The sequence below is a fragment of the Salicibibacter cibi genome (assembly GCF_016495865.1).
In the GTDB taxonomy this organism is placed as follows: Bacteria; Bacillota; Bacilli; order Bacillales; family Marinococcaceae; genus Salicibibacter; species Salicibibacter cibi.
Genome location: NZ_CP054706.1, coordinates 3,223,559 through 3,244,737, shown reverse-complemented (window position 1 = coordinate 3,244,737; position 21,179 = coordinate 3,223,559). Strand labels below are relative to the sequence as shown.

Genomic DNA, 21,179 nt, shown 5'->3' with positions numbered 1-21,179 from the left:
TCCCCGCCTCATAAAATTCAAGAAATTGTCGTCCTCTTTCCTTCTGATTTCATGTAAAGTAGACGGAGGGAGAGATGATCATGAAAAATGTTTTTTTAAAATGGTTTCGATATCTTGGACATATGGAAGGCCTTTCACTCGTCACCCTTCTATTTGTGGCCATGCCACTAAAATATATGGCCGGTTATGATGCAGTCGTTTCTGTTATAGGTATGGCACACGGGATCCTTTACATACTGTACATGGCGTTCGTTTTGCTCGGAACTTTCACCATACGCTGGTCTTGGAAATGGTTCTTCGGCGCAAGCGCCGTTGCATTCATCCCATTCGGCAATTTTATCCTCGATGCACAGTTGAAAAAAGCTGACTTTGCACAACCAGTACCAAATGTTGAAGGTTCAGCCGAATAACACACAAACCAACGAAAAGATACAATAACAGCTGTGTCTTGTATGCTTATGAAAAGACAACAAACGATTGTGGGTCAACACTAAAATCAATGGTTGATATTCGTGATTAAATATGGTTATACCACTAGCGAGCGAAGGAAAAACACGTAGACTCCTGTGGGAAAGCGCAGGGCGAAGACCCCGCAGGAAAAAAGCGAACGTCTTTTTTCCGAGGAGGCTGAGCTCGGGGCCCACGGAAAGCGTAGGGTTTTTCCGTAGCGGTCACTACCAATCATAATTGCCCCTAGTTTGTCAGCCATAGATTTTGGTGAAGAGCCACGATTGTATGATAGAAATGAAATTATATTTCAGCAAAGAGAAATTACACAAATAAGGTCGTGTTAATAATGACTAAATCTACACCTTCCAACCCAGTAAGAATTTTGCAAAGAGCGAAGAAAGAAACGTTGCCGAAAGCGCATCAACAACTTGAGTCCTGGAAAAAAGAAGGGCAGAACATAAAAGATAAAGAAATTAGGGAACAGGCGATATGGACGGTAAGCGATAAAACATTTCATTGTGAGGGCGGGAGCATATTAGCCTTACTGGCCGGGGATAACCAAGATGCTTACATTCAATTTATGGTTGCCTATCAATCCATTTGTGATTATTTAGATACCCTTTGCGATAAAAATGACGCACATAACCCTGATGATTTTCGTTCCATGCATCAAGCGTTATTGGACAGTTTGGAGCCATATGAACAGATCAGCAATTATTATCAATACCGGTCAGGCTTTGAAGATGATGGCTACTTAGAAAAAATGGTCAGTCATTGCCGGGAAGCAATTGTTCAATTTCCAGGTTTCTCTGCCATGAAAGAGGACATGAAAGAAGTATCCCAATACTATATTGATTTTCAAGTATATAAACATGTGGAAGAAGATCGGCGTGAGCAATTATTATTCGACTATTACAATGAAAACAAGGATTTGGTACCGGGTATGCGCTGGTATGAATTTTCGTGTGCCGTTGCTTCAACACTCGCTTTATATTGCCTCGCGGCATACGCTGCAAGTGGCCCTAGGACAAAAGAAGAGTCCAAACGTCTGAAAGATGCATATTTCCCATGGATGCAAGGGTTGCATATTATGCTCGATTACTTTATTGATCAAGAAGAAGATCGGCAAGAAAATGAAATGAATTTTGTTACGTACTATGAAAGTAAAAATGATATGCTTGCGCGATTTAAATACATCGATCAGGAAGCCACAAAAAGATTGAAAGGATTACCTGACGAAAAATTTCATCTCATGATAAAAAAAGGTTTATATGCGCTTTACTTATCCGATGGCAAGGTTAAGGAAAACGAAGATTTTAAAAAGGACGCAAAAGAAATCATCAAACTTGGAGGGAAACAAGCCTCCTTCTTTGTCCAAAACCTTTGGATTTTCAAAAGAACCGTTTAACACATTCGTGAAAAAATAACCGAAAGGAAAATCATCAATGGTGCCTATTACAATAGAAAAGTTGTAAAAATGTATTGCGATTCGAACCCTGACGAAGAACCAAAACAGTTACATGTTTAACGGGAGATGCGGATTCCTCTAAAGACTATGAGATCGTTGATGTTTATTGGTGATGAGAAATCCTTTAAGGAGAGTTTTCTGATATGAAAATGAAAATGCTTGGTTGTGGATTCTTTTTTATTTTCCTTGCAGCTTGTGGAGCGGAGGAAGATCAGGCGGAAGGGGACCCGGGTTCTACGGAAGCGATCGACGTAGAAGTGACAATGCCTGAAGAAATGGACACAGGTGACCACACGTTAGAGACACAAGTGACGCAAGAAGATGAGGTAGTTACAGATGCGGACGAAGTTGTTTTTGAAGTTTGGGAAGATGGAAACAAAGAAAACAGTGATATGATCGAACAAGAAACGGAAGATGACGGGGTCTACAGTGCTGACTATACGTTTGAAGAGGACGGCATTTATCTTGTGCAACCCCATGTAACGGCCAGAGGCATGCACTCAATGCCCGTTCATCATATCGTCGTCGGTAACGTAGAGCAGGAAGAAATAGACGCGTTTGATGAAGACGACGTTGATAACGAAAGTGATCTCATGGACGATCATTAATTGGGGATTGCTGAACAACTTGCGGCTATCAGCTGAAGCCGGGATGTCGCTTCCATGGCTTCGCTTTCCGCGGACGAACGGTCAAGCCTCCTCGCGCAAAACCGGCGCTGCGGGGGCTTGACGCGTCCGTTTTTCCGCTGGAGTCTCGCCATTGCAGCACCATCCCTCCGTACGTTGCCAGACGTGCAAGGGTTTTTTTGCTTATAGGATGGATTTCCTTGCATCCAGCTTTGACAGCAGCAACGGAAAATGCTTATGTGTCAGTCTTTTTCCGTTATTCAGCAGTGCCTAATTGGCAATAAAAAAGGATCCCTCGTTACAGACGGGATCCTTTCTTGGTAGCTATGATCCTGCAATACCCTCTTCAACTTCGTCTATCATATGATTCGTGGATTCTAATCCGCCGTAGCTTAAATACCAATAATCACCGGTCATTTGGATGATCTTATCATTTTGGAAAGCGGTGGTGGATTCTACGAGTTCATTATCAAGGATTTCATTCAGGCTTGCTTCCTCGTCGCTTCCGACGGTTGCGCCACGATCCAAGACGAATAGATTATCCGGATCAACATCCGCAATGTATTCAAAAGACACATTTTCCCCGTGCGTTTCTGAGTCAATGGCTTCATCAGCAGGAGTTACATCAAGTACATCATGGATAAGGCCAAAACGGGATCCTGCACCGTAGGCACTTGCCGAGCCATCATCGACAGAAAGAATTAAACCGTCTTCGTCAGCTTCATTCACCTGTTCGCTAACTTCGGAAATTCTCGTCTGTACTTCGTCCAATTGATTTTCTGCTTCATCTTCAGCGTCAAAAATTTCCCCTAATGTTGTAACGTTTTCTTCTAATGATCCCATAAAATCTTCGTCGTCAATGTCCATATAAACAGTTGGAGCAATTTCGCTTAGTTCTTCATAATTGTCGGAGGCACGACCTGAAATAAAAATGACATCCGGTTGCATTTCATTAATCAACTCAAAGTTCGGTTCAAAAAGATCGCCTACATCTTCGTATTCATCGCTTTCAAATTCCGATAAATACTCCGGAACATTTCCTGCTTTTGGAATGCCGCTGATATTGCCTCCCAGCTCCCGAATGGAGTCTGTTAAGCCATTATCAAAAGATACAACAGTTTCCGGATTGACAGGCACTTCCGTTTCTCCAAAGTCATGTTCAATGGTGATTTCTTCCGTTTCCGAAGATTGATTCTCTTCGTCACCTGTCGCTTCATCGTTATTTTCTCCGCTACACGCGGCAAGTGCAAAAGTCATTGATAAGCCTGTAAGTATTCCAATCAGTGGCTTGCCCATGTTTTATAAACCCCTTTATTATGTTTTATTTGCATGTTCAGTGATGAAAACTAAGAAAAAGTTAAGCCTTTATCCCCCTCCCCATAACCAATAATGAAAATCATTATCAATTAACTAATGATCATTATAAGCATTGACATCGCTTTCGTCAATCATAATTGAGAGTTTTTTTCAATTAGAATGGAAAAATTCATTTTCGGCGCACAGAATGGACGTGTCACTTTATGCTAAGCTAAAATGGCAGGGATCAGTGGTGGAAATCATAGAACTTAGAAGCGGTGAGGGAACCAGCTCCTTCCGATGAAATGATAAAAAATGATCCCTACATGAAAGATGAAAAACGGAGACCGATGTCTTTGATCATATCTGCAAAAAAATAAAAAGCAGCGAATTACATCGCTGCCAGTTCATTTAATGCCTACGATTGCTCTAAACGGTCAATGCGATCCTGCAGGTCCGGGTGGGTGGAAAATAATTGCGTGAACCCGCGTTTTCCATTGATTTTCATTGTTTGCAGTGCTGAATCGTCCGTATGATCATCCGTTTGTGCACGATTTGCATACCTTTGCAGCGAACGCAGTGCGTGGGCAATTTTATCTTTTCCTGCAAAATCGGCTCCGCCTCGGTCCGCGTGAAATTCTCGATGGCGAGAATACGCGTTAACGACAAGGCTCCCGAGAATGGAGAAGAGAATTTGCAAAATGATGATGGCAGCTATCTGCACGATAAACTGGAGCTCAGGGCGCACAAACCGCGATAAGATAATCGCTGCCACCCGTGATAAAAAGACGACAAATGTGTTGACGATCCCTTGCAACAGCGTCATCGTCACCATATCCCCGTTGTCCACATGGGCAATTTCGTGCGCAATGACTCCCTCTACGGCACTTTCATCCATTTCTTGCAATAATCCGGAGGATACTGCAACGAGCGACCGCTTTTTCGTGGGGCCGGTTGCGAAGGCATTCACTTCTTTCGATTGATAGACCCCGACCTCGGGCATATGAACAAGCCCTGCGGCACCCGCCATTCGATGTACTTTTTCAACGATGGCACGTTCCGCTTGGTTTAAGTTTTTTTCAGGATCCAACACTTTTACGCGCATCATTTTCTTCGCGATCCAACGTGAAATGGCCAAGGAAAATAACGCGCCCCCGAACCCGAGCAATAAACTAAAAATCAACAAGGAGAGGACATTAATGCCCAATACGCCGTCGCTAGACTGAAAGGAGCCATCGATAGTCGTAAACGTTGTAATCAACGACCAAACGATGGCTACCGTCGTCAGAACGAGAATGTTCGTTAAAATAAAAAGTCCGATTCTTTTCCCCACTGTCTTATGACACCTCCGATTATTTTTCCGTCTCCCATTATAGCATGCTTTAATCAACCCTTAAATCATGGAGATAAAAACAACTACAATCGCAATCGGCACAACATAGCGAATTGCAAGGAACCAAATGTTAAACAGCCCTGTTCCCCTGTTGCTTCCGCGCAGCAATTCTTCCTGCAAATCATTTTTGCGCATTCTCCAACCAACAAAGAGCGAGATGAAAAACGCTCCGGTGGGCAGTAAAATATTGCTTACGAGGTAATCGACTTGATTAAAGAAGATGTCGCCAAACACGTCCCAATCTGCCAGAACGCCAAAGGATAGGTTTGAAGGAATTCCCATTGCAAAAATGAGCAAGCCGACAATCCACGTCATTTTGACACGTTTTTCTTCTTTGCCGCGAATCAACGGTTTGACGATGATTTCAACGAGTGAAAATGCAGACGTCAACGTCGCGAACAGCATCAAAATCATAAAAAGCGAGAAAAAGAGGGAACCGAAGGCCATCTCGCCGAAGACTGCCGGTAAAATGGTAAAGATAAGCTCCGGCCCTTCGTCCGGTTGCAAGTCAAACGCAAATACCCCCGGGAAAATGGCAAGTCCTGCCATAAATGCAATGAGAATCGTGAGCAAAACGACTGACCAGGCGGACCGTGGCAGGTTTTCGCTTTTTCCTAAATAAGAACTGTATGTAACCATAACAGAGACACCGAGGCTAAGTGAAAAGAACGCTTGTCCAAGGGCTGTCAGCAGCGTTTCGCCGGTTACGGCCGATAAGTCAGGCTGCAAGAAGAAAACGACGCCTTCCCAAGCTCCGTCAAGCGTGAGGGAGCGAGCGACGAGCACAGCAAAAAGAATGAACAACGCCGGCATCATGTATACGCTTGCTTTTTCAATCCCTTTGCGAATACCTTTTTGAACGACGAAAATGGTCATAATCATAAAGGCAAGATGGGCTGCTCCCACTTCCCAAGGGTTCGCAGTAATCGTTTCGAATAGCGCGTTGTAATCACCGTCCGGCGGAGAAGTCACTTGACCGCTGAAACTCCGCACCAGGTAGGTGACGATCCAACCCCCAACGACGCTATAAAAAGATAAAAGCAAGAAGGCAGCAATCATCCCTAAAGTCCCAATTAATTGCCATTGCCCTTTGGGCGCGATGCGTTTATAGGCGTGAATCGCGCCTTCCTGTGTATGCCTTCCGAGTACAAACTCAGCAAGCAACAAAGCCGTTCCCATTGTTAATAAAAGCACGAGAAAAATTAGGAAGAAAGCACCGCCTCCTTCTGTGCCGGCGACATAGGGGAGGCGCCAAACGGTTCCTAACCCGATGGCCGACCCTGCGGCAGCCAAAATAAATCCAATCCGTGTTGTCCATTGATCAGATGCCATCTTATATAAACAACTCCTTTCCGAGTGTTTTAAGGTATCAGTTACGTACACATTATTTATGAAAAGAGGGCTTGTCAAGCTTGAACAAATAGGATGCTTTGTGAAAAGCTATTGAAGATGAAAAGGATGGTAAATCTACCGTGTTGCGGACTCATTTAGCGTTCGGCAACCATTATGAGTCTCCAAAAGCCGGTCCTGAGGACTGATCCGGCTTCACAGAAATGATTAAGGTCTGCAGATGTGGTGCCTGAAGACTCATTTGATTTCACAGCAAAGCTTTAGGTCTGCAGACGTTGCACTAAGATACCTTGGATTGCTATAGGATCGAATATATAGGACACCTGCGAAAAGGTGTTTTATGGTAAATTAACGCGCCTGCTATTGCCTTTTAACCAAAATGGTTTTCAAGCAAAAAGCCAAGTTCTCTAAAACTATTAAAAAGGGTCAATCATCATTTCCAGATATAGAACTTTTCTTTGCCTGAAAGGTGAACATGTGGTATGATTTAAGCGTTAAAAAATGTTTAGGGGATGTTTGAATGTCTGTAGCAGAGTACGAAGTTGGAAACATTGTGGAGGGTAAGGTGACGGGTGTTAAACCATTCGGGGCATTCGTTGCGCTTGATGATAAAAACCAAGGACTCGTTCATATTTCCGAAGTAGCCCATGGCTACGTGAAAGATATTAATGATGTGCTTTCTGTCGGTGAAGAAGTTAAAGTGAAAGTAAAGTCCGTAGATGCTGAATCCGGCAAGATTTCCCTGTCCATTCGTGCCACCCAGCCTGCACCGGAAGGCGGAGACAGTCGACGCGGCGGGGCACGGGGACCGAAGAAGCAAGAAAGCAAAAATCAAGGATTCAACACATTGGAAGATAAACTTAAAGATTGGTTAAAAGAGTCCAATGAAATCCACGCCGATCTTAACAAACGTGCCCGTAAATAATGCTTCCAGCCAGAAAATAAATGAGACCCGGACATTTGCAGCGTCCGGGTTTTTTTATGAAGTGATCACTTTTGGGGTTCGGGACTTTGTTGTGTTTGTTCTTGAGGAATAAAAAGAAGGGAAATACAATAGAGACCTGCGAGACCGACAATGGCGTAGATGACCCGTGCAAATACCGCGCCTTGGCCGCCAAAAATCGCTGCAACCAAATCAAAACCGAAGAATCCGATTAACCCCCAGTTGACTGCGCCTATAATTGCTATAATAAGTGCCGTGCGTTGTAAGCCGCTCATTCCTTCACCTCCCTAACATGGTAGGTAAGGAAGTATAAATCAACTTTCTCACCTACATAAGTGTAACTAAGGCTTTCGCCATAAAAGCTGGACGAAAAGCCAAGTTTTCTAATACCTGTAGGTAGTATGAGGGAGAAATGTTTGGATTATGTATGAGGAGATAAGATTTTATTGCGCAAAAGGGAGGATTTTGCATGCCGTCACCTGTCTCACTGAATTTGAATTATGTCGCTCCGTTTGTGGCTGATCATGAATGGGAGCAGTTGTGCCCGGCGGTTTCCCGAGCCCACCATCTTTTACATGCAAGAACCGGACAGGGAGCGGATTTTCTCGGCTGGATGGATGTGCTTGAAAAAGGGAATCAAGAGGAAATCACCCGTATTGAAAAAACAGCCGCGCGGATCCGCGAATATGCCGATGCGTTTATTGTTATCGGCATCGGTGGTTCATCTTTGGGAGCAAAAGCCGTGATTTCGGGTTTAAGCCACTCTTTTCATTCTTCTTTGCATATGCAGAAGAAAAACAGCCCGGATGTTTTTTTTCTTGGGGAGCATTTCGGTTCCGACTATACATGTGAACTTCTTGAGGCGCTTGAAGGAAAAAACGTTTACGTAAACGTTATTTCTAAGTCGGGAACGACGACAGAACCTGCGATCGCGTTTCGCATTGTGAAAACATGGATGGAACATACATACGGGAAAGAAGAAGCAAAAAAACGAATCATCGCCACGACCGATCGGGAAAAAGGTGCTTTAAAAACGATGGCAAACGCGGAAGGGTATGAAACATTTGTCGTCCCGGACGATGTAGGCGGACGATATTCCGTCCTCACACCTGTAGGCTTGCTTCCGATTGCTGCGGCAGGTATCTCTATCCGGGATTTGATCGCGGGTGCGGAGGAAGCACGCCTAGATTATACCGAAGAACGTTTAAATCATAATCAGGCTTATCAATATGCAGCTTTTCGCTACCTGATGTACCAAAAAGGAAAACAGATTGAAATGTTGTCTGTCTATGAACCGAAACTTGCGGATTTCGGTGAATGGTGGAAACAGCTATATGGGGAAAGTGAAGGAAAAGATGGCAAGGGACTTTTCCCCGCATCGGCGGTCTTTACGACCGATCTCCATTCGATGGGACAGTACATTCAGGAAGGGCGCCGCCATTTATTTGAGACCGTTTTATTCATCGGAAAAAGCGGGAATGAAATACAAATTCCCCGCGGCGATGAAGATGGACTTGATTTTCTTACCGGAGAGTACCTGGATGCCATTAACAAAAAAGCATTTCAAGCGACGCTGCTGGCACATACGGATGGAGCAGTGCCGAATGTTATCCTTGAAATGGAGCAGTTGGACGCTTTTTCGATGGGTGCATTGATGTATTTTTTTGAAAAAGCCTGTGCTATAAGCGGCTATTTGCTTGGCGTAAATCCGTTTGATCAACCGGGAGTGGAGAGCTATAAGCAGAATATGTATGCCCTTTTGGGCAAACCCGGCCATGAACAACGCCGAATCGCGTTGGAAGAACGCCTGAACGAATGGCGATAGGCAAAACTGGTGGAAACTGCCTCTCCTATGCTTTGCATGAAATCAGCATTTCGAGGGATAGTAACGGAAGATGTGACGGAGTCATATTTCTGCGAAATGCTTCATAGGAGGCCGGTGGATATGTTAGAGCTGCGATCACAAATCAGTGGTTTGGAAATGTCCGTGAAGGAATTGGAACAACAGTTGGAGCCGCTCGGTTTTATGATTGGAAACGGATGGGAATACGATCACGCGTATATGGATTATCAAATGGCCGATGACAATGGCTATCAATTCTTGCGCATCCCATTTTCAGCGTCGGTTGGGGAAATCGGTAGCGGGAACGCAACGGTTGTGTTGGGGACCCCATTCCTCTTGGCTCACCGTTATCAATCCGGTATTGACCATGAAGGGATTACGGCGTACAGTGCTCTATGGAACCAATTTTCGTCACCGGAAGAAAAAGATGCTTACATTGATCAGGTGTATGTTCGCGAAGGGGTTATGCTTGTCCGGGAGTTGGAACAAGTGTTATCACCGGGATAAAGGTCGCACCATAGCGGCCTCTCGATTGGAAATGGGAGGGGAAAATGCAAGCCATTTGGTTTGGGGTTGCCATCTTTGTCGGATGGCTCATTATCGATTGGTCCAAAGAGAAGCGCATGAACAGTGAGCAAGTGCTTCATTCCATTGTTGCCGGTGTGATTGGAGCGATTGGTTGGGCATTAGTGGAATGGATTTTTTAAAACGTGTTGTCCGTGGGGGCAACACGTTTTAAATTTTGCCGGCATGATCGAAAAATTCTTCAAGCGTAATATCATGGTCGTAAATGACTTCTGCCGCTTCTTCCCCGACGTAGCGTAGATGCCAGGGTTCGTAGGAGATCTCTGTTATTTCTTCCCCATCTTCCGGGTAACGGATGATAAATCCGTGTTCATGGGCATGTTCGGCAACCCATTCTCCTTCTTCCGTTTCGGCAAAGGAAGTGTTTAATTCAAAATCATTGCTTTCGCTGGAAATGTCCATTGCCAAACCGGTTTGATGCTCGCTGTTACCGGGATTGGCAACTGTCTCACTTGCCTCCTCTTCACTCGTTTCTTCTGCCGCATCTGCAAAAACGGCATCTTGTCGTTCATAGGAACGAAATCCGGACACGGCAAAGAGATCATGTCCGTCATCTGCTGCAGCATCGAACAAATCTTCCAGTGCATCTGCCGCCGGTTCTCGTAAATACCGTTTCTCCACGTCTTCATCAAAAGAGAATAACACATCGGGGACGACGAGATCGTCGGGTTCATACCCTTCCGGAAAGGCGTAATCATGATTGACGAGCACTTGATCATTATCGGGATTTTGGATGGTTTCAATCCCTTCTACCGTTTCGATTTCGTTGAATTGTTCCTCTTCGAGGACCCATGGATCATCGTCCTCTTCTTCGGTGTTATTTTCTTCCGTATTTTTGTTGTTTGTGTTTTCATCAGTGGAATGATCCGTTTGCTGGTTTTCTTGCGTCTCTTGGCAAGCACTTAACAGGAGGATCAAAGCCGTGATAAGAAGTGTTGTTCTCCTTTGTTTCAAAGTCTTCCCTCCCCTTTTAATTTTTGGATGCTTGTCGTACGAACAATAGACAGATGGTAATGAGTAAGAAAGATATTAGGGCTAAAAAAGGAATGGTTATAAAACCAAACCAGTTGATGTATTCGGCACTGCATGGCACCCCGTCCGCGCATGGTGTTGCGCCGCCAAACGCCGGTATTTTTTGTTCCGCATAATGGAAAGCTGCCACGACAGTGCCGATAATGGAAAATGGTAGCGCATATAAACGAATGCCGAAATCGGATCGGAAGGTAGCGATCCCGAGAATCACCGCGAGCGGATACATGGCTATCCGCTGATACCAGCACATTTCACAGGGAACAAAACCTGCGACTTCACTGAAATATAAACTTCCGACCGTTGATATCAACGCCAGTAACCAAGCGGCGTATAAGAAGAGGCTTTGCCGTGTCATGAATCTGCGGCTGCCAATTCTTCGTCGATGGTTTCTTGGATGGCGTCATAATCAAAAGGATCGTCAATGACTTGGTCGTTGATCATGATCGTAGGCGTCGCTTCTACGTCAAATTCTTCTATTACGCTGTGGTCCTCTTCAATTTGTGGCATTGCTTCCTGGTTAATGATAGCATCCTCAAGCTCATCTTGATCCATATCCGGGGCATGTTCTTCCGCTAAATCCAAAAGAAGATCAGTAGTCACCTGTGAACCCTGTTGTCCTGCATGTTGCATTAGGGCGTGATGATACCCCCAAAATTGGTCGGGCGTTTCTTCATAAATGGAGTGGGCTGACAAAGATGCCAACAATGACTCTTCACCAAAACCGATATAATTATAAAATGATAATGAAGCATCACCGGCATCTACATAATCGTCATATAGTTGAGGGACGATTTCGGAATCCCAATCGCCACATGCCGGACACTTATAATCCCCAAATTCAACGATTGAAACAGGCGCATCTTCATCTCCTGTTGTTGGAACATCTTCAACGGACGGTGCTTGTCCGACAGCCGTGGTATTTCCCCCACTGTTCACGACGAAGAAGAGCGCTCCCATGACGATGACAAGGGCAAGCGTGATAATGACCAGTATTTTGATCGGTGCTTTTTTATTTGTACTTTTTCTTTTTGCTTGAGCCATTTTTTCACCTCTGAATCTGTTTTTCTCATCATAACACTATCACACTTTTCGTGTATAAATCGATCATGACAATTTTTTGTATGCATTATAGTCCAAAGCTATGGCTTGGAAATTGAAAGCGTATGTCTTGACATAAATTTAGACTAAGTATAAATTAGTATATGTAAGGGGTGAACTACATGTCGGCAAAAGCTTACCATACGCCCCAAAGACAAGCTGTTTATGAAGTTATACGGGAGTCGGGTGATCATCCGACAGCGGTTGAAATTATGGATCGGCTTCGTAAGCGAGGTCAAAACTTTGCTTATGGCACAATCTATAATTCGCTTCGTTACTTAGTCGATGCGGAGTACATTTCGGAATTAAAATTGGGGGATAACGCCAGCCGTTATGATGCAAACATCGAGGACCACCATCATATAACATGCATGGAGTGCGGGAAAATCGATGAAGTCTATGCGGATCTTCCGAAAGAATGGCTCGACGCCGTCGCTCAAGAGACGAATTATGCCGTTGATAAGCCTGTTAACTTCCATCATGTTGTGTTAAAGGGGGTGTGTGCGGACTGTCGAGGGAAATGAATGGCAGTAAGCATTCCATTTAACATACAGCTTGTTTTTTATTAAAAATCATTTGGAGGTGCGTTTTTCATGAGCGAAAATGAAAACAAAAACAATGAAAACAGGAAACTGACAACGGCGTTTGGGAATCCGGTTCCCGATAACCAGAATGTCCAAACAGCGGGACCACGCGGCCCGATGCTTATGCAAGACTTTTGGTTTCTTGAAAAAATGGCAAACTTCGATCGGGAAGTCATTCCGGAACGGAGGATGCACGCGAAAGGTTCCGGAGCGCACGGTACCTTTACAGTCACCCACGACATTACAAAATACACAAAAGCGGATATTTTCTCGGAGGTTGGCAAACAAACGGACATGTTCGCTCGCTTTTCAACGGTTGCCGGTGAACGTGGTGCCGCAGACGATGAACGTGACATTCGCGGGTTTGCTTTGAAATTTTATACCGATGAAGGGATCTGGGATCTCGTAGGTAATAACACCCCTGTTTTCTTCCACAGAGATCCAATAAAGTTTCCGGACTTAAACCACGCTGTCAAGCGTGACCCATACACTAATCAACGAAGCGATCGAAACAAATGGGATTTCTGGAGCTCATTACCGGAGGCACTCCATCAAGTGACGATTGTCATGAGTGACCGTGGCGTCCCTAAATCATTCCGTCATATGCACGGATTTGGAAGCCATGCGTACAGTATGATTAACGCTGACAATGAAAGAGTATGGGTGAAGTTCCATTTCAGGTCGCAACAAGGCATTGAGAATTTAACCGATCAGGAAGCAGAAGAAACGATAGGGAAAGACCGTGAGAGTAACCAAAAAGATTTACTGGAGAGCATCGACAATGGCGATTATCCGAAATGGAAGCTCTACATTCAGGTCATGACGGAAGAAGAAGCTAAAAACATGCCTTACAATCCGTTTGACCTTACAAAAGTATGGTATAAGAAAGATTTTCCATTGATTCCGGTTGGGGAATTCGTGCTCAATCGCAATCCGGAAAACTACTTTGCGGAAGTAGAGCAAGCTGCTTTTGCGCCTACAAATATTGTTCCCGGTATTGGCTATTCTCCGGATAAAATGTTACAAGGACGCTTGTTTTCCTATGGAGATGCGCAACGTTACCGTTTAGGTGTAAACCATCATCAAATCCCGGTTAACGCACCGAAATGCCCGGCTCACAGCTATCATCGCGACGGTGCTATGCGAGTCGACGGTAATTATGGAAGTAGAATTGCTTATGAACCGAACAGTTACGATGAATGGGAAGAAACGCCGGAACGCAAAGAAGAACCTTTGGAAATCAGCGGCGATGCATACGCGTATAACTTCAGGGAAGATGATGATAATTATTACGAGCAACCAGGTAAATTGTTCAATCTTATGAGCGATGAACAAAAAGAATTATTATTTGCCAATACTGCCCGTGATATTTCAGATGCACCGGAATTCATTAAGCTCCGACACATCGGCAACTGCTATAAAGCCGACCCTGCATATGGTGAAGGCGTAGCTAAAGCATGTGGTATTTCCATGAGTAAAGTGAATGTTTAAATAAAAGTCTCTGAAACAATGAAACCTTCGTCGAGTCTATCAAGATTCGACGGGGTTTCTTTTTTCTGTGTGCATAGTATAATAGTAATAAATTACCGTGGAAGTAAAAGGGGTTGATTTCCAGTGCATTTGCAAGATGTGTTGCCAATGATGACGAAAATGTACCTAACAAGAACAGTAGATAGTTTTTTAAAAGATGTGAAATTAAGCGATGAAGAAGAAATGCGAGATATTATTATTATAAATTTAGATGAATTCAAGAATACGGATAGGGTGAAGAGGAACCTAAATTTTAGAACGACTGATCGGGATATAACTTTGTTAAACCGGCTCATTCTCAAGTGTTTGTTGGGTAGTGAAAATTATATTTTATCAGAGAAACAATTACATAAAGATGTGTTAGCATTGCAAGCGCAAATATTGGAGGATAGTAAAGACGAGAGCTACATGTCGGCAAATAGAGCAAACAGCCATGAGGGTGTACACGGCTGTTTTAAATACAGCATGGAAGAAAGATGAAGCGTTAAATGCCCATGAAATAAACATTTTGTATACGCTTCGCGATGAGTTCGGCTTAACCATTCGTGACCATTATCTTATGGAAAGTACAATTGAGAGATTTCCCCAAAAAGGAAACAAAATGCATTCGACAAGACATGTGGATAACTCATTAAAAGATTTGCAACTCCGGGGTATAGTCTTAAGATTTAAGTCAGATGAAACGTATTATGTCATCCCCAGTGACATTGTAAGAGTGGTCAGGTATGAGATGGGAGAAGAACTGAGAAACGAAACCTACATCCAACTGTTGAATAACTTAAATGTCTCACAACTACGGTCTATACTCTCATCAATGAATATTAACGTAAGCGGGAAAAAGGATAACTTAATCGAAAGAACATTAAAGTATAATATCCTTCCTTCGCAGGCATTAGCCCATCTTAGTAGTTCGGATTTGACACAATTTCTGAGAACGTTGGAGGGTGTTAATATAAGCGGAACGAAGGAAGATAAAGTACAAAATATAATCGACTACTTTGAAAATATAACCGTGCGGGTAGATTCGGATCCAACAGATGAGCGCTCCATATATTATGATTTTTTCGAAGAATTGGCTTCGAGAAATTATAAATCGCTGCGGACAAATAAAGTCATAGATAAAGATGTGAATGTAGAGAAATATTTCGAAGAAGGGACAAAGTACTTGTTTGAAAAGAAATTGGGGCTGCAGATTGAAGAAATGCCGGGATCTAAACATGCGGATGGAAAAATCAAAATGGATGCCAAAACCTCCCTCTTATGGGACAACAAAAGTACAGAAAAGCCGTATACGTTTCCAGAAGAACATGTCGAGCAGTTTTTAAGCTATATTAGATCGGAAAAAACGAAGGTTTCGATGTTTGTAATTATCGCTCATGATTTTTCACCGGAAGCGGCTACACAAGCACAAAAATTGAAGGTTTTTTCCGAGGGCGATACAGGAGTAGCCTTGATTAAAGCAGAAGATTTAAAATTTGTAGCGGAAAATTGGAAAGATTATTCTGGCCACAAAAGCCCATATTTTGATCTCCAAGTATTTAATTTGACGCAAGTGTTGGACAGAAAGCTCCTTTCCAGCAGAATGGATTGGATTATTAAATAAGTGTGGGTGGTGTAGAACGATCAATCCGGGAAGGCGGTGAGTAACTAATGCTGTATAGGAGTTTTTATTAATCGAGCTATATTAGGGATTGCTGAACAACTTGCAGTTATCAGCTGAAACCGGGATGCCGCTTCCATGGCTTCGCTTTCCGCGGACGAACGGTCAAGCCTCCTCGCGCAAAACCGGCGCTTCGGGGGCTTGACGCGTCCGTTTTTCCACTGGAGTCTCGCCATTGCAGCACCGTCCCTCCGTACGTTGCCAGAAGTGCAAGGGTTTTGTTGCTTATAGGATGGATTTCCTTGCATCCAGCTTTGACAACACCAACGGAAAATGCTTATGTGCCAGTCTTTTTCCGTTATTCAGCAGTCCCCATATTAATTGTATGTAGGTCGAATTTCAATTGAAACAGAATATAAGTTCGGGTATTATTGAGGTGAGCTATTAGAAAAACGGATTGGGGGGGAGGGGTGGATAGCGATGAGCGATGAAAGGTTAGAGCAAATTTTCACGAAATTGGATGGAATGGACCAAGATATTACGGAGTTAAAAACTTCATATGGGCGAATGAATGAAGATATTCAAGGTCTAAAATCAGGCCAAGCTCGTATGGAAGAAAGAACGACCTCGATGGACGGAAGAATTAATTCGATAGATGAGAGAACGAATAGAATGGATGGAAACATCGAAGAATTGAAAGTTGGCCAAAAAGTGTTGACCGATGGTCAAATAGGGGCTAGGAAAGAAATGAATACTCGCTTTAACGAAACCAAGGATCGTTTTGATTTTGTTGATCGTCAGCTTCGGCTTCTGGATGTTGATTTCTCAGGGATAGAAAAAAATGAAGCATCATGATCGGGATACCCGCCGTTTAAAAAACTTATAGCCATATGCGCCCTTCAGAGTTAATGCTTTGCCTGCAACCAGATTCTTTTTTCAAACCCTGACACGCAAAGCATTCTTTTCTTTTTTGATACAATCGATAATTTTTATTTAATAATACCATTTTTATGTTATAATATTTGCATACTAAATGGTTAGTATAAGAAAAAGGTTCAGAATTTACAGCCGAATGTACATTGTATGCTCAGTAAGGCTCCGCGATCACGCGAGAAAAATCAGTAACGGGAGGCTATCTAATGAGTCTATTGGATCTTTTTAATATCAAAGGAAAAACAGCCATTGTTACCGGTGGCGGTCGGGGACTCGGTGCACAGTTCGCCGAAACGATGGCAGAAGCCGGGGCTAACGTTGTGCTTGGTTCACGGAAAAAGGCATCGTGTGAAGAAGTCGCCGAAGAATTGAAAGAGGAATATGGAATTGAAACGTTGGCACTGCAATGCGATGTAACCAAACAAGAAGACGTGGATAATCTCGTTGCCAAAACGAAGGAGACGTTCGGGTCTATTGATATTTTGATCAATAACAGCGGCGCAACTTGGGGAGCGGCGGTTGTTGACGTGCCGTTGGAAGCTTGGCAAAAGGTGATCAATGTCAACATCACCGGCACCTTTCTCATGAGTCAGGCGGTCGGCCGAGTGATGATTGAACAAGGGGGAGGACGAATTATTAACATTTCATCGGTCGCGGCACTGAAAAGTTCGATGCCGGAAATGATGGATACGATTCCTTATAATACGAGCAAAGGCGCGGTCATTAACTTCACGAAAGATTTAGCCGTAAAATGGGGGCGTCATAATATTAACGTCAACGCCATTGCCCCGGGCTGGTTTAAGACGAAAATGTCAAAGGAATTGATGGACAAAAACAGCCAAGCAATGCTGACGTTTACACCGTTACGCCGTTTTGGCGGAGATGACGATTTGAAAGGAGCCACCCTTTTTCTTGCATCCGACGCTTCGAAGTATATAACCGGAGATGTCGTCGTTGTTGACGGAGGGACGAGTTTGATGTAGCGAGGGCTGAAAAATGAGAGAAAAAATAAAGAAAGCAAGCATTCAATTATTTGGGGAAAAAGGATTTAAAGAAACATCCATTCAGGATATCGTTCGTTCGCTGGACGTCACCAAAGGAACGTTCTATTACTATTTTTCCAGTAAAGAAGAATTATTAACCGAGATCCATTTTGATTACATCGATGAGTTGGTTCGGAATATTGAAGAACTCTCTGAAGATGAAACAAAAAGTAATAGGGATAAACTCGTCGGTGTTGTCTACTTAATGGTCATGAAAATAAAACATCATCGCTCAAGCGCCAATATTATTTTTCGGGAAATGCGTCATGTGAGTGCAGAGAGTTACACGGAAATTGCACGCAAGCGCAATCAAGTAAGAGAGCGGGCCGAAGAGATTGTCCGAGCGGGAATTGCAGCACAAGAATTTCGCAGTGATCTGAACCCGCCCATCGTTACGCTCGCGATCCTTGGAGTAATAAATTGGAGTTATCAATGGTTTAACCCTGAGGGGAAGTACAGCGATGAAGAAGTAGCGGGCGTTTTCGTCGATATGGTGTTGCGCGGCATTCAATCGTGAAGGAGAGGGCACAATGAGATTTAAAGATATGACGGCCTTGATAACAGGTGCAGGGAGTGGCATTGGGGAAGAGACAGCCGTTCGGCTTGCCAATGAAGGGGCAAAAGTGATTCTCGTGGGCCGGACGAAAGAGAAATTACAGCATGTGGCAACGAAAGTGCCGGGGGCGGCCATTTTTCCCGCCGATGTGACGAAAAAGGAAGAGGTAGATAAACTCGTCTCTTTTGTAGAAGAGGAATGTGAAACATTGGACGTGTTGATCAATGGCGTTGGCGGATCTAAGCATTCCCCGATTATGGAAACGGCGGAGGAAGATTGGGATGCCATGCAGGAGGTGAATTTGAAAAGCGTTTTTCTTTCTTCGCAGGCACTCGGCGCTTTAATGATCAAACAAGCGGAAAAAGAAACAAATCGTCGGCCGCGCGCGATTGTGAATGTGGCTTCGTTATCCGGCCATCAAGCAGGTGCGCAGATTCCCCATTACAGTTCGGCGAAAGCGGGAGCGCTAAATTTCACAAAAGCACTTGCCCTCGAACTTGCGCCGTATGGTATTCGGGTAAATTCAGTGTCTCCGGGATTTGTGGAAACGCCGTTGACCGAAGATGCGTTGACGAATGAACGGTTTTCCAAAGCAATTGAACGGAATACGGCGTTAAAACGAGTGGGGCAGTCAGCAGAAATAGCCAATATCATTGCGTTTGTTGCTTCAACGGAAGCATCGTATATGGTCGGTTCGGATGTTCTTGCCGATGGCGGTTGGCTCATTAAATAATTCGGAAAGGCGAGAGTGATAAAATGAAAGCAGTTCAATTCTCGAACTATGGCGGGCCGGAAGTATTGGAAACAGTGAATGTAGAGCGGCCAATACCGGAAGGCCGCGAAGTCTTAATTGCCGTTCATCGCGTCGGTGTCAATTATGCGGACACTGCACGACGGAGGGGACAATATGTTGTTCCTACACCGCTTCCGTTTATCCCCGGAGCAGAATTGGCAGGTGTTGTACAGGAAGTCGGCCCCGAAGTGACAAGTGTGAAGCCGGGCGCCCGTGTCGTTACAATGACAGGATCGGGGGCATATGCCGAATATGTAACCGCGGATGAGCGTGGGTTAATCCCAATCGGGGACACATTGGATTTCTCCACTGCAGCCGCCTTGCCTTTACAAGGGTTAAGCGCGTATCACGTGTTGATAACGATGGGGCAATTGGCAGAAGGGGAGACTGTTCTTGTCCACGCGGCAGCGGGTGGTGTCGGCAGCATCGCTGTGCAACTGGCCAAACTGCATGGAGCGGACAAAGTAATTGCGACGGCAAGCACGGAAGAAAAGTTGACGGACGCTAAGCGATTGGGTGCTGATGTAGGCATCAATTATACCGAAGCAGGCTGGGAAAAAGAAGTCCTTGAAGCAACGGACGGCAAAGGTGTGGATGTCGCCATGGAAATGGCCGGAGGGGATGTTTTCGAGAAAACACTTCGGGTGCTCGGCCGCTTCGGACGCCTCGTTATCTTCGGTTCTGCGAGTGGCGAACAAAGCAAACTTAATGCCGGTCGGCTTATGGAAAAAAATCAATCCGTTATCGGTTTCTTTTTGCCGCAAATCATGCGAAGGCAAGCGTTAATGCAGGCTAGTTTGGAAACGTTGTTCACCCATTTGCAAAAGGGAGAGCTAGAGCTGCAGATTGGCCATACGTTTCCTCTGGAAGAGGCCGCGCGTGTGCATGAGCTCATGGAATCCAGAAAAACGAAAGGAAAAATTATTTTGGAAGTGGAGTCCTAACTCCTAAAACATAAATGGTTGCGAAAGGTCGAGCTCAAATGATTGGGCTTGGCTTTTTTTATAGGTGCCAATGCCAAAATCATAAATCCCAGCCATGACAGTTTAAAACCTAATGACATTTATCGTCCTTTTTTCCGTTAAAGTAAAATGATGGACATGTGTCTTCATCTGTCAATGTTCAAATTCGGTGATTGGCCGTCATTTGGCGTGGTTTTCTTCTGAGCAGGGCACGCGTAATTTCATGGAAATATATGGTGAACGAAAGCCTTTGTCTTTTCAATTTTGACGCCATCATAATCAAGCGTAGGAACTTTCATGGTGTCATTGTTGCCCATGGACGCCATTAAATGTACACAGGCGTTGTTTTATGGCTTCATACTTCATAACTATACGATGATGCCATTATATGCTGGATTCTGTAGATTCATGGCTTCAAACGTTTGTACTCTGACATCATTTGTGAACACGCTTTTCATTAACGTTTCGCTACTCTAAAGCTTCATTTTAATTTTGGCAGAGGCTATAGGTGTATTTGACGAACCCCATCAAAAAATGTAGGTTTAATAAGGTAATTATGAAACAGGAAGGTGTTCGTCATGAGTAAACGAAAAGAAGCGCAACCAATATCCCGTTCCCATACGCTTCAATCGCACCTGGTAAGTCCATCGGATACGAATCATTTGCAAACGATCTTCGGCGGCAATGTTCTCGCTTATATCGACGAGGCAGCGGCAATCGCGGCAATGCGGCATTCAGGTAAAATCGTTGTCACTGCTTCGGTGGATAGCGTTGATTTCCATGCGGCCGTAAAATCAGGGGATCTTGTGAATGTGGAAGCATGGGTAGCGACAACCGGACGCACATCGATGGTCGTCTATGTTCATGTAAGTGTAGAGAATCCGGCGACCGGAGACACGAAAACAACGACTACTTCCTTTGTGACGATGGTAGCAATTGATGACCGGGGAAAGCCTGTAGAAGTACCCGCTGTATTCGGGGAAACGGAAGAAGAAACAGAAATCATCGACCTTGCTCACAACCGTAAGAATAGCCGTTAATGGAAATGTTGATGTACTTATTGTGGAAGGAACCATGACCATGGTAATCTAACG

26 protein-coding genes are annotated in these 21,179 nt (G+C 44.2%); 17 read left to right on the top strand and 9 right to left on the bottom strand.

Annotated features, from left to right (window positions below; translation table 11 throughout):
- Nucleotides 1-80: 80 nt before the first annotated feature.
- The 3 genes from HUG20_RS16115 to HUG20_RS16105 all read left to right on the top strand — a co-directional run bounded on the left by HUG20_RS16115 (nt 81) and on the right by HUG20_RS16105 (nt 2,526).
- Complete coding sequence (locus HUG20_RS16115; RefSeq protein ID WP_200085712.1) at nt 81-410, top strand: DUF3817 domain-containing protein; 330 nt, start codon at nt 81-83, stop codon at nt 408-410.
- A gap of 386 nt (nt 411-796) precedes the next feature.
- Complete coding sequence (locus tag HUG20_RS16110; protein ID WP_200085711.1) at nt 797-1,858, top strand: tetraprenyl-beta-curcumene synthase family protein; 1,062 nt, start codon at nt 797-799, stop codon at nt 1,856-1,858.
- A 203-nt stretch (nt 1,859-2,061) separates the two neighbouring features.
- Nucleotides 2,062-2,526, top strand: a complete 465-nt coding sequence (locus HUG20_RS16105) for a FixH family protein (RefSeq protein ID WP_200085710.1) — start codon at nt 2,062-2,064, stop codon at nt 2,524-2,526.
- Nucleotides 2,527-2,554: 28 nt separating this feature from the next.
- Here HUG20_RS16105 and HUG20_RS19645 read toward each other — a convergent pair whose 3' ends face one another.
- From HUG20_RS19645 to HUG20_RS16090, 4 genes are all read right to left on the bottom strand, one after another.
- Nucleotides 2,555-2,686, bottom strand: coding sequence for a hypothetical protein (locus HUG20_RS19645; RefSeq protein WP_281392436.1), 132 nt, complete (start codon nt 2,684-2,686; stop codon nt 2,555-2,557).
- A 182-nt stretch (nt 2,687-2,868) separates the two neighbouring features.
- A complete protein-coding gene (locus tag HUG20_RS16100) occupies nt 2,869-3,840 on the bottom strand; it encodes a siderophore ABC transporter substrate-binding protein (protein ID WP_200085709.1) in 972 nt (323 codons plus the stop codon).
- 418 nt (nt 3,841-4,258) lie between these two features.
- Nucleotides 4,259-5,173 (bottom strand): protease HtpX, encoded by a 915-nt coding sequence (htpX, locus tag HUG20_RS16095; protein WP_200085708.1) that lies wholly within the window; start codon nt 5,171-5,173, stop codon nt 4,259-4,261.
- Nucleotides 5,174-5,233: 60 nt separating this feature from the next.
- Nucleotides 5,234-6,565 (bottom strand): sodium-dependent transporter, encoded by a 1,332-nt coding sequence (locus tag HUG20_RS16090; RefSeq protein ID WP_200085707.1) that lies wholly within the window; start codon nt 6,563-6,565, stop codon nt 5,234-5,236.
- A gap of 538 nt (nt 6,566-7,103) precedes the next feature.
- On the opposite strand from HUG20_RS16090, the gene yugI reads away from it, so the two are divergent.
- The gene (gene yugI / locus HUG20_RS16085) at nt 7,104-7,508 is read left to right on the top strand and encodes a S1 domain-containing post-transcriptional regulator GSP13 (protein WP_200085706.1); all 405 of its coding nucleotides are present in this window, start codon (nt 7,104-7,106) and stop codon (nt 7,506-7,508) included.
- A 65-nt stretch (nt 7,509-7,573) separates the two neighbouring features.
- Here yugI and HUG20_RS16080 read toward each other — a convergent pair whose 3' ends face one another.
- Entirely contained in the window at nt 7,574-7,801 is a 228-nt protein-coding gene (locus tag HUG20_RS16080) for a DUF378 domain-containing protein (protein WP_200085705.1), read from the bottom strand.
- Between the two features lie 194 nt (nt 7,802-7,995).
- Between HUG20_RS16080 and HUG20_RS16075 the strand changes: the two genes are divergently transcribed.
- The 3 genes from HUG20_RS16075 (at nt 7,996) to HUG20_RS16065 (ending at nt 10,076) form a co-directional block, all read left to right on the top strand.
- Nucleotides 7,996-9,351, top strand: a complete 1,356-nt coding sequence (locus HUG20_RS16075) for a glucose-6-phosphate isomerase (protein ID WP_200085704.1) — start codon at nt 7,996-7,998, stop codon at nt 9,349-9,351.
- Nucleotides 9,352-9,471: 120 nt separating this feature from the next.
- On the top strand, nt 9,472-9,876 hold the full coding sequence (locus HUG20_RS16070; protein ID WP_200085703.1) for a YugN family protein: 405 nt from the start codon (nt 9,472-9,474) through the stop codon (nt 9,874-9,876).
- A 44-nt stretch (nt 9,877-9,920) separates the two neighbouring features.
- Nucleotides 9,921-10,076 (top strand): hypothetical protein, encoded by a 156-nt coding sequence (locus tag HUG20_RS16065; protein ID WP_200085702.1) that lies wholly within the window; start codon nt 9,921-9,923, stop codon nt 10,074-10,076.
- 28 nt (nt 10,077-10,104) lie between these two features.
- Here the strand turns inward: HUG20_RS16065 and HUG20_RS16060 are convergent, their stop codons facing one another.
- Genes HUG20_RS16060 through HUG20_RS16050 form a run of 3 tightly spaced genes read right to left on the bottom strand, consistent with a single transcriptional unit; the run spans nt 10,105 to nt 12,027 of the window.
- Entirely contained in the window at nt 10,105-10,929 is an 825-nt protein-coding gene (locus HUG20_RS16060; protein ID WP_425504124.1) for a M15 family metallopeptidase, read from the bottom strand.
- Nucleotides 10,925-11,341 carry a disulfide oxidoreductase gene (locus tag HUG20_RS16055; RefSeq protein WP_200085700.1) on the bottom strand — a complete coding sequence of 139 codons (417 nt, stop codon included), beginning with the start codon at nt 11,339-11,341 and terminating at the stop codon, nt 10,925-10,927. Before HUG20_RS16055 ends, HUG20_RS16060 begins: the two co-directional genes overlap by 5 nt.
- Nucleotides 11,338-12,027 (bottom strand): thioredoxin domain-containing protein, encoded by a 690-nt coding sequence (locus HUG20_RS16050; RefSeq protein ID WP_200085699.1) that lies wholly within the window; start codon nt 12,025-12,027, stop codon nt 11,338-11,340. The genes HUG20_RS16055 and HUG20_RS16050 overlap by 4 nt, the downstream gene beginning before the upstream one ends.
- Nucleotides 12,028-12,206: 179 nt before the next feature.
- On the opposite strand from HUG20_RS16050, the gene HUG20_RS16045 reads away from it, so the two are divergent.
- The 4 genes from HUG20_RS16045 (at nt 12,207) to HUG20_RS16030 (ending at nt 15,801) form a co-directional block, all read left to right on the top strand.
- Nucleotides 12,207-12,608 (top strand): Fur family transcriptional regulator, encoded by a 402-nt coding sequence (locus HUG20_RS16045; protein ID WP_200085698.1) that lies wholly within the window; start codon nt 12,207-12,209, stop codon nt 12,606-12,608.
- Nucleotides 12,609-12,677: 69 nt separating this feature from the next.
- Complete coding sequence (locus HUG20_RS16040; RefSeq protein WP_200085697.1) at nt 12,678-14,159, top strand: catalase; 1,482 nt, start codon at nt 12,678-12,680, stop codon at nt 14,157-14,159.
- 123 nt (nt 14,160-14,282) lie between these two features.
- Nucleotides 14,283-14,678 (top strand): hypothetical protein, encoded by a 396-nt coding sequence (locus HUG20_RS16035; RefSeq protein ID WP_200085696.1) that lies wholly within the window; start codon nt 14,283-14,285, stop codon nt 14,676-14,678.
- Nucleotides 14,632-15,801: an SAP domain-containing protein gene (locus tag HUG20_RS16030; protein WP_200085695.1), complete on the top strand. Its 1,170-nt coding sequence runs from the start codon at nt 14,632-14,634 to the stop codon at nt 15,799-15,801. The genes HUG20_RS16035 and HUG20_RS16030 overlap by 47 nt, the downstream gene beginning before the upstream one ends.
- A 109-nt stretch (nt 15,802-15,910) precedes the next feature.
- Here HUG20_RS16030 and HUG20_RS19640 read toward each other — a convergent pair whose 3' ends face one another.
- Complete coding sequence (locus HUG20_RS19640; protein ID WP_281392436.1) at nt 15,911-16,042, bottom strand: hypothetical protein; 132 nt, start codon at nt 16,040-16,042, stop codon at nt 15,911-15,913.
- A gap of 236 nt (nt 16,043-16,278) precedes the next feature.
- Here HUG20_RS19640 and HUG20_RS16025 point away from each other — a divergent pair, with 236 nt between their 5' ends.
- The 6 genes from HUG20_RS16025 to HUG20_RS16000 all read left to right on the top strand — a co-directional run bounded on the left by HUG20_RS16025 (nt 16,279) and on the right by HUG20_RS16000 (nt 21,125).
- Nucleotides 16,279-16,653 carry a hypothetical protein gene (locus HUG20_RS16025; protein WP_200085694.1) on the top strand — a complete coding sequence of 125 codons (375 nt, stop codon included), beginning with the start codon at nt 16,279-16,281 and terminating at the stop codon, nt 16,651-16,653.
- A gap of 284 nt (nt 16,654-16,937) precedes the next feature.
- On the top strand, nt 16,938-17,714 hold the full coding sequence (locus HUG20_RS16020) for an SDR family oxidoreductase (RefSeq protein ID WP_200085693.1): 777 nt from the start codon (nt 16,938-16,940) through the stop codon (nt 17,712-17,714).
- Nucleotides 17,715-17,727: 13 nt separating this feature from the next.
- On the top strand, nt 17,728-18,291 hold the full coding sequence (locus tag HUG20_RS16015; protein WP_200085692.1) for a TetR/AcrR family transcriptional regulator: 564 nt from the start codon (nt 17,728-17,730) through the stop codon (nt 18,289-18,291).
- 13 nt (nt 18,292-18,304) lie between these two features.
- On the top strand, nt 18,305-19,063 hold the full coding sequence (locus HUG20_RS16010) for an SDR family NAD(P)-dependent oxidoreductase (protein WP_200085691.1): 759 nt from the start codon (nt 18,305-18,307) through the stop codon (nt 19,061-19,063).
- Between the two features lie 23 nt (nt 19,064-19,086).
- Nucleotides 19,087-20,067 carry a quinone oxidoreductase family protein gene (locus tag HUG20_RS16005; RefSeq protein WP_200085690.1) on the top strand — a complete coding sequence of 327 codons (981 nt, stop codon included), beginning with the start codon at nt 19,087-19,089 and terminating at the stop codon, nt 20,065-20,067.
- Between the two features lie 596 nt (nt 20,068-20,663).
- Nucleotides 20,664-21,125, top strand: a complete 462-nt coding sequence (locus HUG20_RS16000; protein ID WP_200085689.1) for an acyl-CoA thioesterase — start codon at nt 20,664-20,666, stop codon at nt 21,123-21,125.
- Nucleotides 21,126-21,179 lie beyond the last annotated feature (54 nt).

What these genes read in the sequence shown, in the direction of transcription:
- HUG20_RS16115 (WP_200085712.1), top strand. Translation starts at nt 81, where the DNA reads ATGAAAAATGTTTTTTTAAAATGGTTTCGATATCTTGGACATATGGAA.
- HUG20_RS16110 (WP_200085711.1), top strand. Translation starts at nt 797, where the DNA reads ATGACTAAATCTACACCTTCCAACCCAGTAAGAATTTTGCAAAGAGCG.
- HUG20_RS16105 (WP_200085710.1), top strand. Translation starts at nt 2,062, where the DNA reads ATGAAAATGAAAATGCTTGGTTGTGGATTCTTTTTTATTTTCCTTGCA.
- HUG20_RS16100 (WP_200085709.1), bottom strand. Translation starts at nt 3,840, where the DNA reads ATGGGCAAGCCACTGATTGGAATACTTACAGGCTTATCAATGACTTTT.
- HUG20_RS16090 (WP_200085707.1), bottom strand. Translation starts at nt 6,565, where the DNA reads ATGGCATCTGATCAATGGACAACACGGATTGGATTTATTTTGGCTGCC.
- yugI (WP_200085706.1), top strand. Translation starts at nt 7,104, where the DNA reads ATGTCTGTAGCAGAGTACGAAGTTGGAAACATTGTGGAGGGTAAGGTG.
- HUG20_RS16080 (WP_200085705.1), bottom strand. Translation starts at nt 7,801, where the DNA reads ATGAGCGGCTTACAACGCACGGCACTTATTATAGCAATTATAGGCGCA.
- HUG20_RS16075 (WP_200085704.1), top strand. Translation starts at nt 7,996, where the DNA reads ATGCCGTCACCTGTCTCACTGAATTTGAATTATGTCGCTCCGTTTGTG.
- HUG20_RS16070 (WP_200085703.1), top strand. Translation starts at nt 9,472, where the DNA reads ATGTTAGAGCTGCGATCACAAATCAGTGGTTTGGAAATGTCCGTGAAG.
- HUG20_RS16065 (WP_200085702.1), top strand. Translation starts at nt 9,921, where the DNA reads ATGCAAGCCATTTGGTTTGGGGTTGCCATCTTTGTCGGATGGCTCATT.
- HUG20_RS16055 (WP_200085700.1), bottom strand. Translation starts at nt 11,341, where the DNA reads ATGACACGGCAAAGCCTCTTCTTATACGCCGCTTGGTTACTGGCGTTG.
- HUG20_RS16050 (WP_200085699.1), bottom strand. Translation starts at nt 12,027, where the DNA reads ATGGCTCAAGCAAAAAGAAAAAGTACAAATAAAAAAGCACCGATCAAA.
- HUG20_RS16045 (WP_200085698.1), top strand. Translation starts at nt 12,207, where the DNA reads ATGTCGGCAAAAGCTTACCATACGCCCCAAAGACAAGCTGTTTATGAA.
- HUG20_RS16040 (WP_200085697.1), top strand. Translation starts at nt 12,678, where the DNA reads ATGAGCGAAAATGAAAACAAAAACAATGAAAACAGGAAACTGACAACG.
- HUG20_RS16030 (WP_200085695.1), top strand. Translation starts at nt 14,632, where the DNA reads ATGAGGGTGTACACGGCTGTTTTAAATACAGCATGGAAGAAAGATGAA.
- HUG20_RS16025 (WP_200085694.1), top strand. Translation starts at nt 16,279, where the DNA reads ATGAGCGATGAAAGGTTAGAGCAAATTTTCACGAAATTGGATGGAATG.
- HUG20_RS16020 (WP_200085693.1), top strand. Translation starts at nt 16,938, where the DNA reads ATGAGTCTATTGGATCTTTTTAATATCAAAGGAAAAACAGCCATTGTT.
- HUG20_RS16015 (WP_200085692.1), top strand. Translation starts at nt 17,728, where the DNA reads ATGAGAGAAAAAATAAAGAAAGCAAGCATTCAATTATTTGGGGAAAAA.
- HUG20_RS16010 (WP_200085691.1), top strand. Translation starts at nt 18,305, where the DNA reads ATGAGATTTAAAGATATGACGGCCTTGATAACAGGTGCAGGGAGTGGC.
- HUG20_RS16005 (WP_200085690.1), top strand. Translation starts at nt 19,087, where the DNA reads ATGAAAGCAGTTCAATTCTCGAACTATGGCGGGCCGGAAGTATTGGAA.
- HUG20_RS16000 (WP_200085689.1), top strand. Translation starts at nt 20,664, where the DNA reads ATGAGTAAACGAAAAGAAGCGCAACCAATATCCCGTTCCCATACGCTT.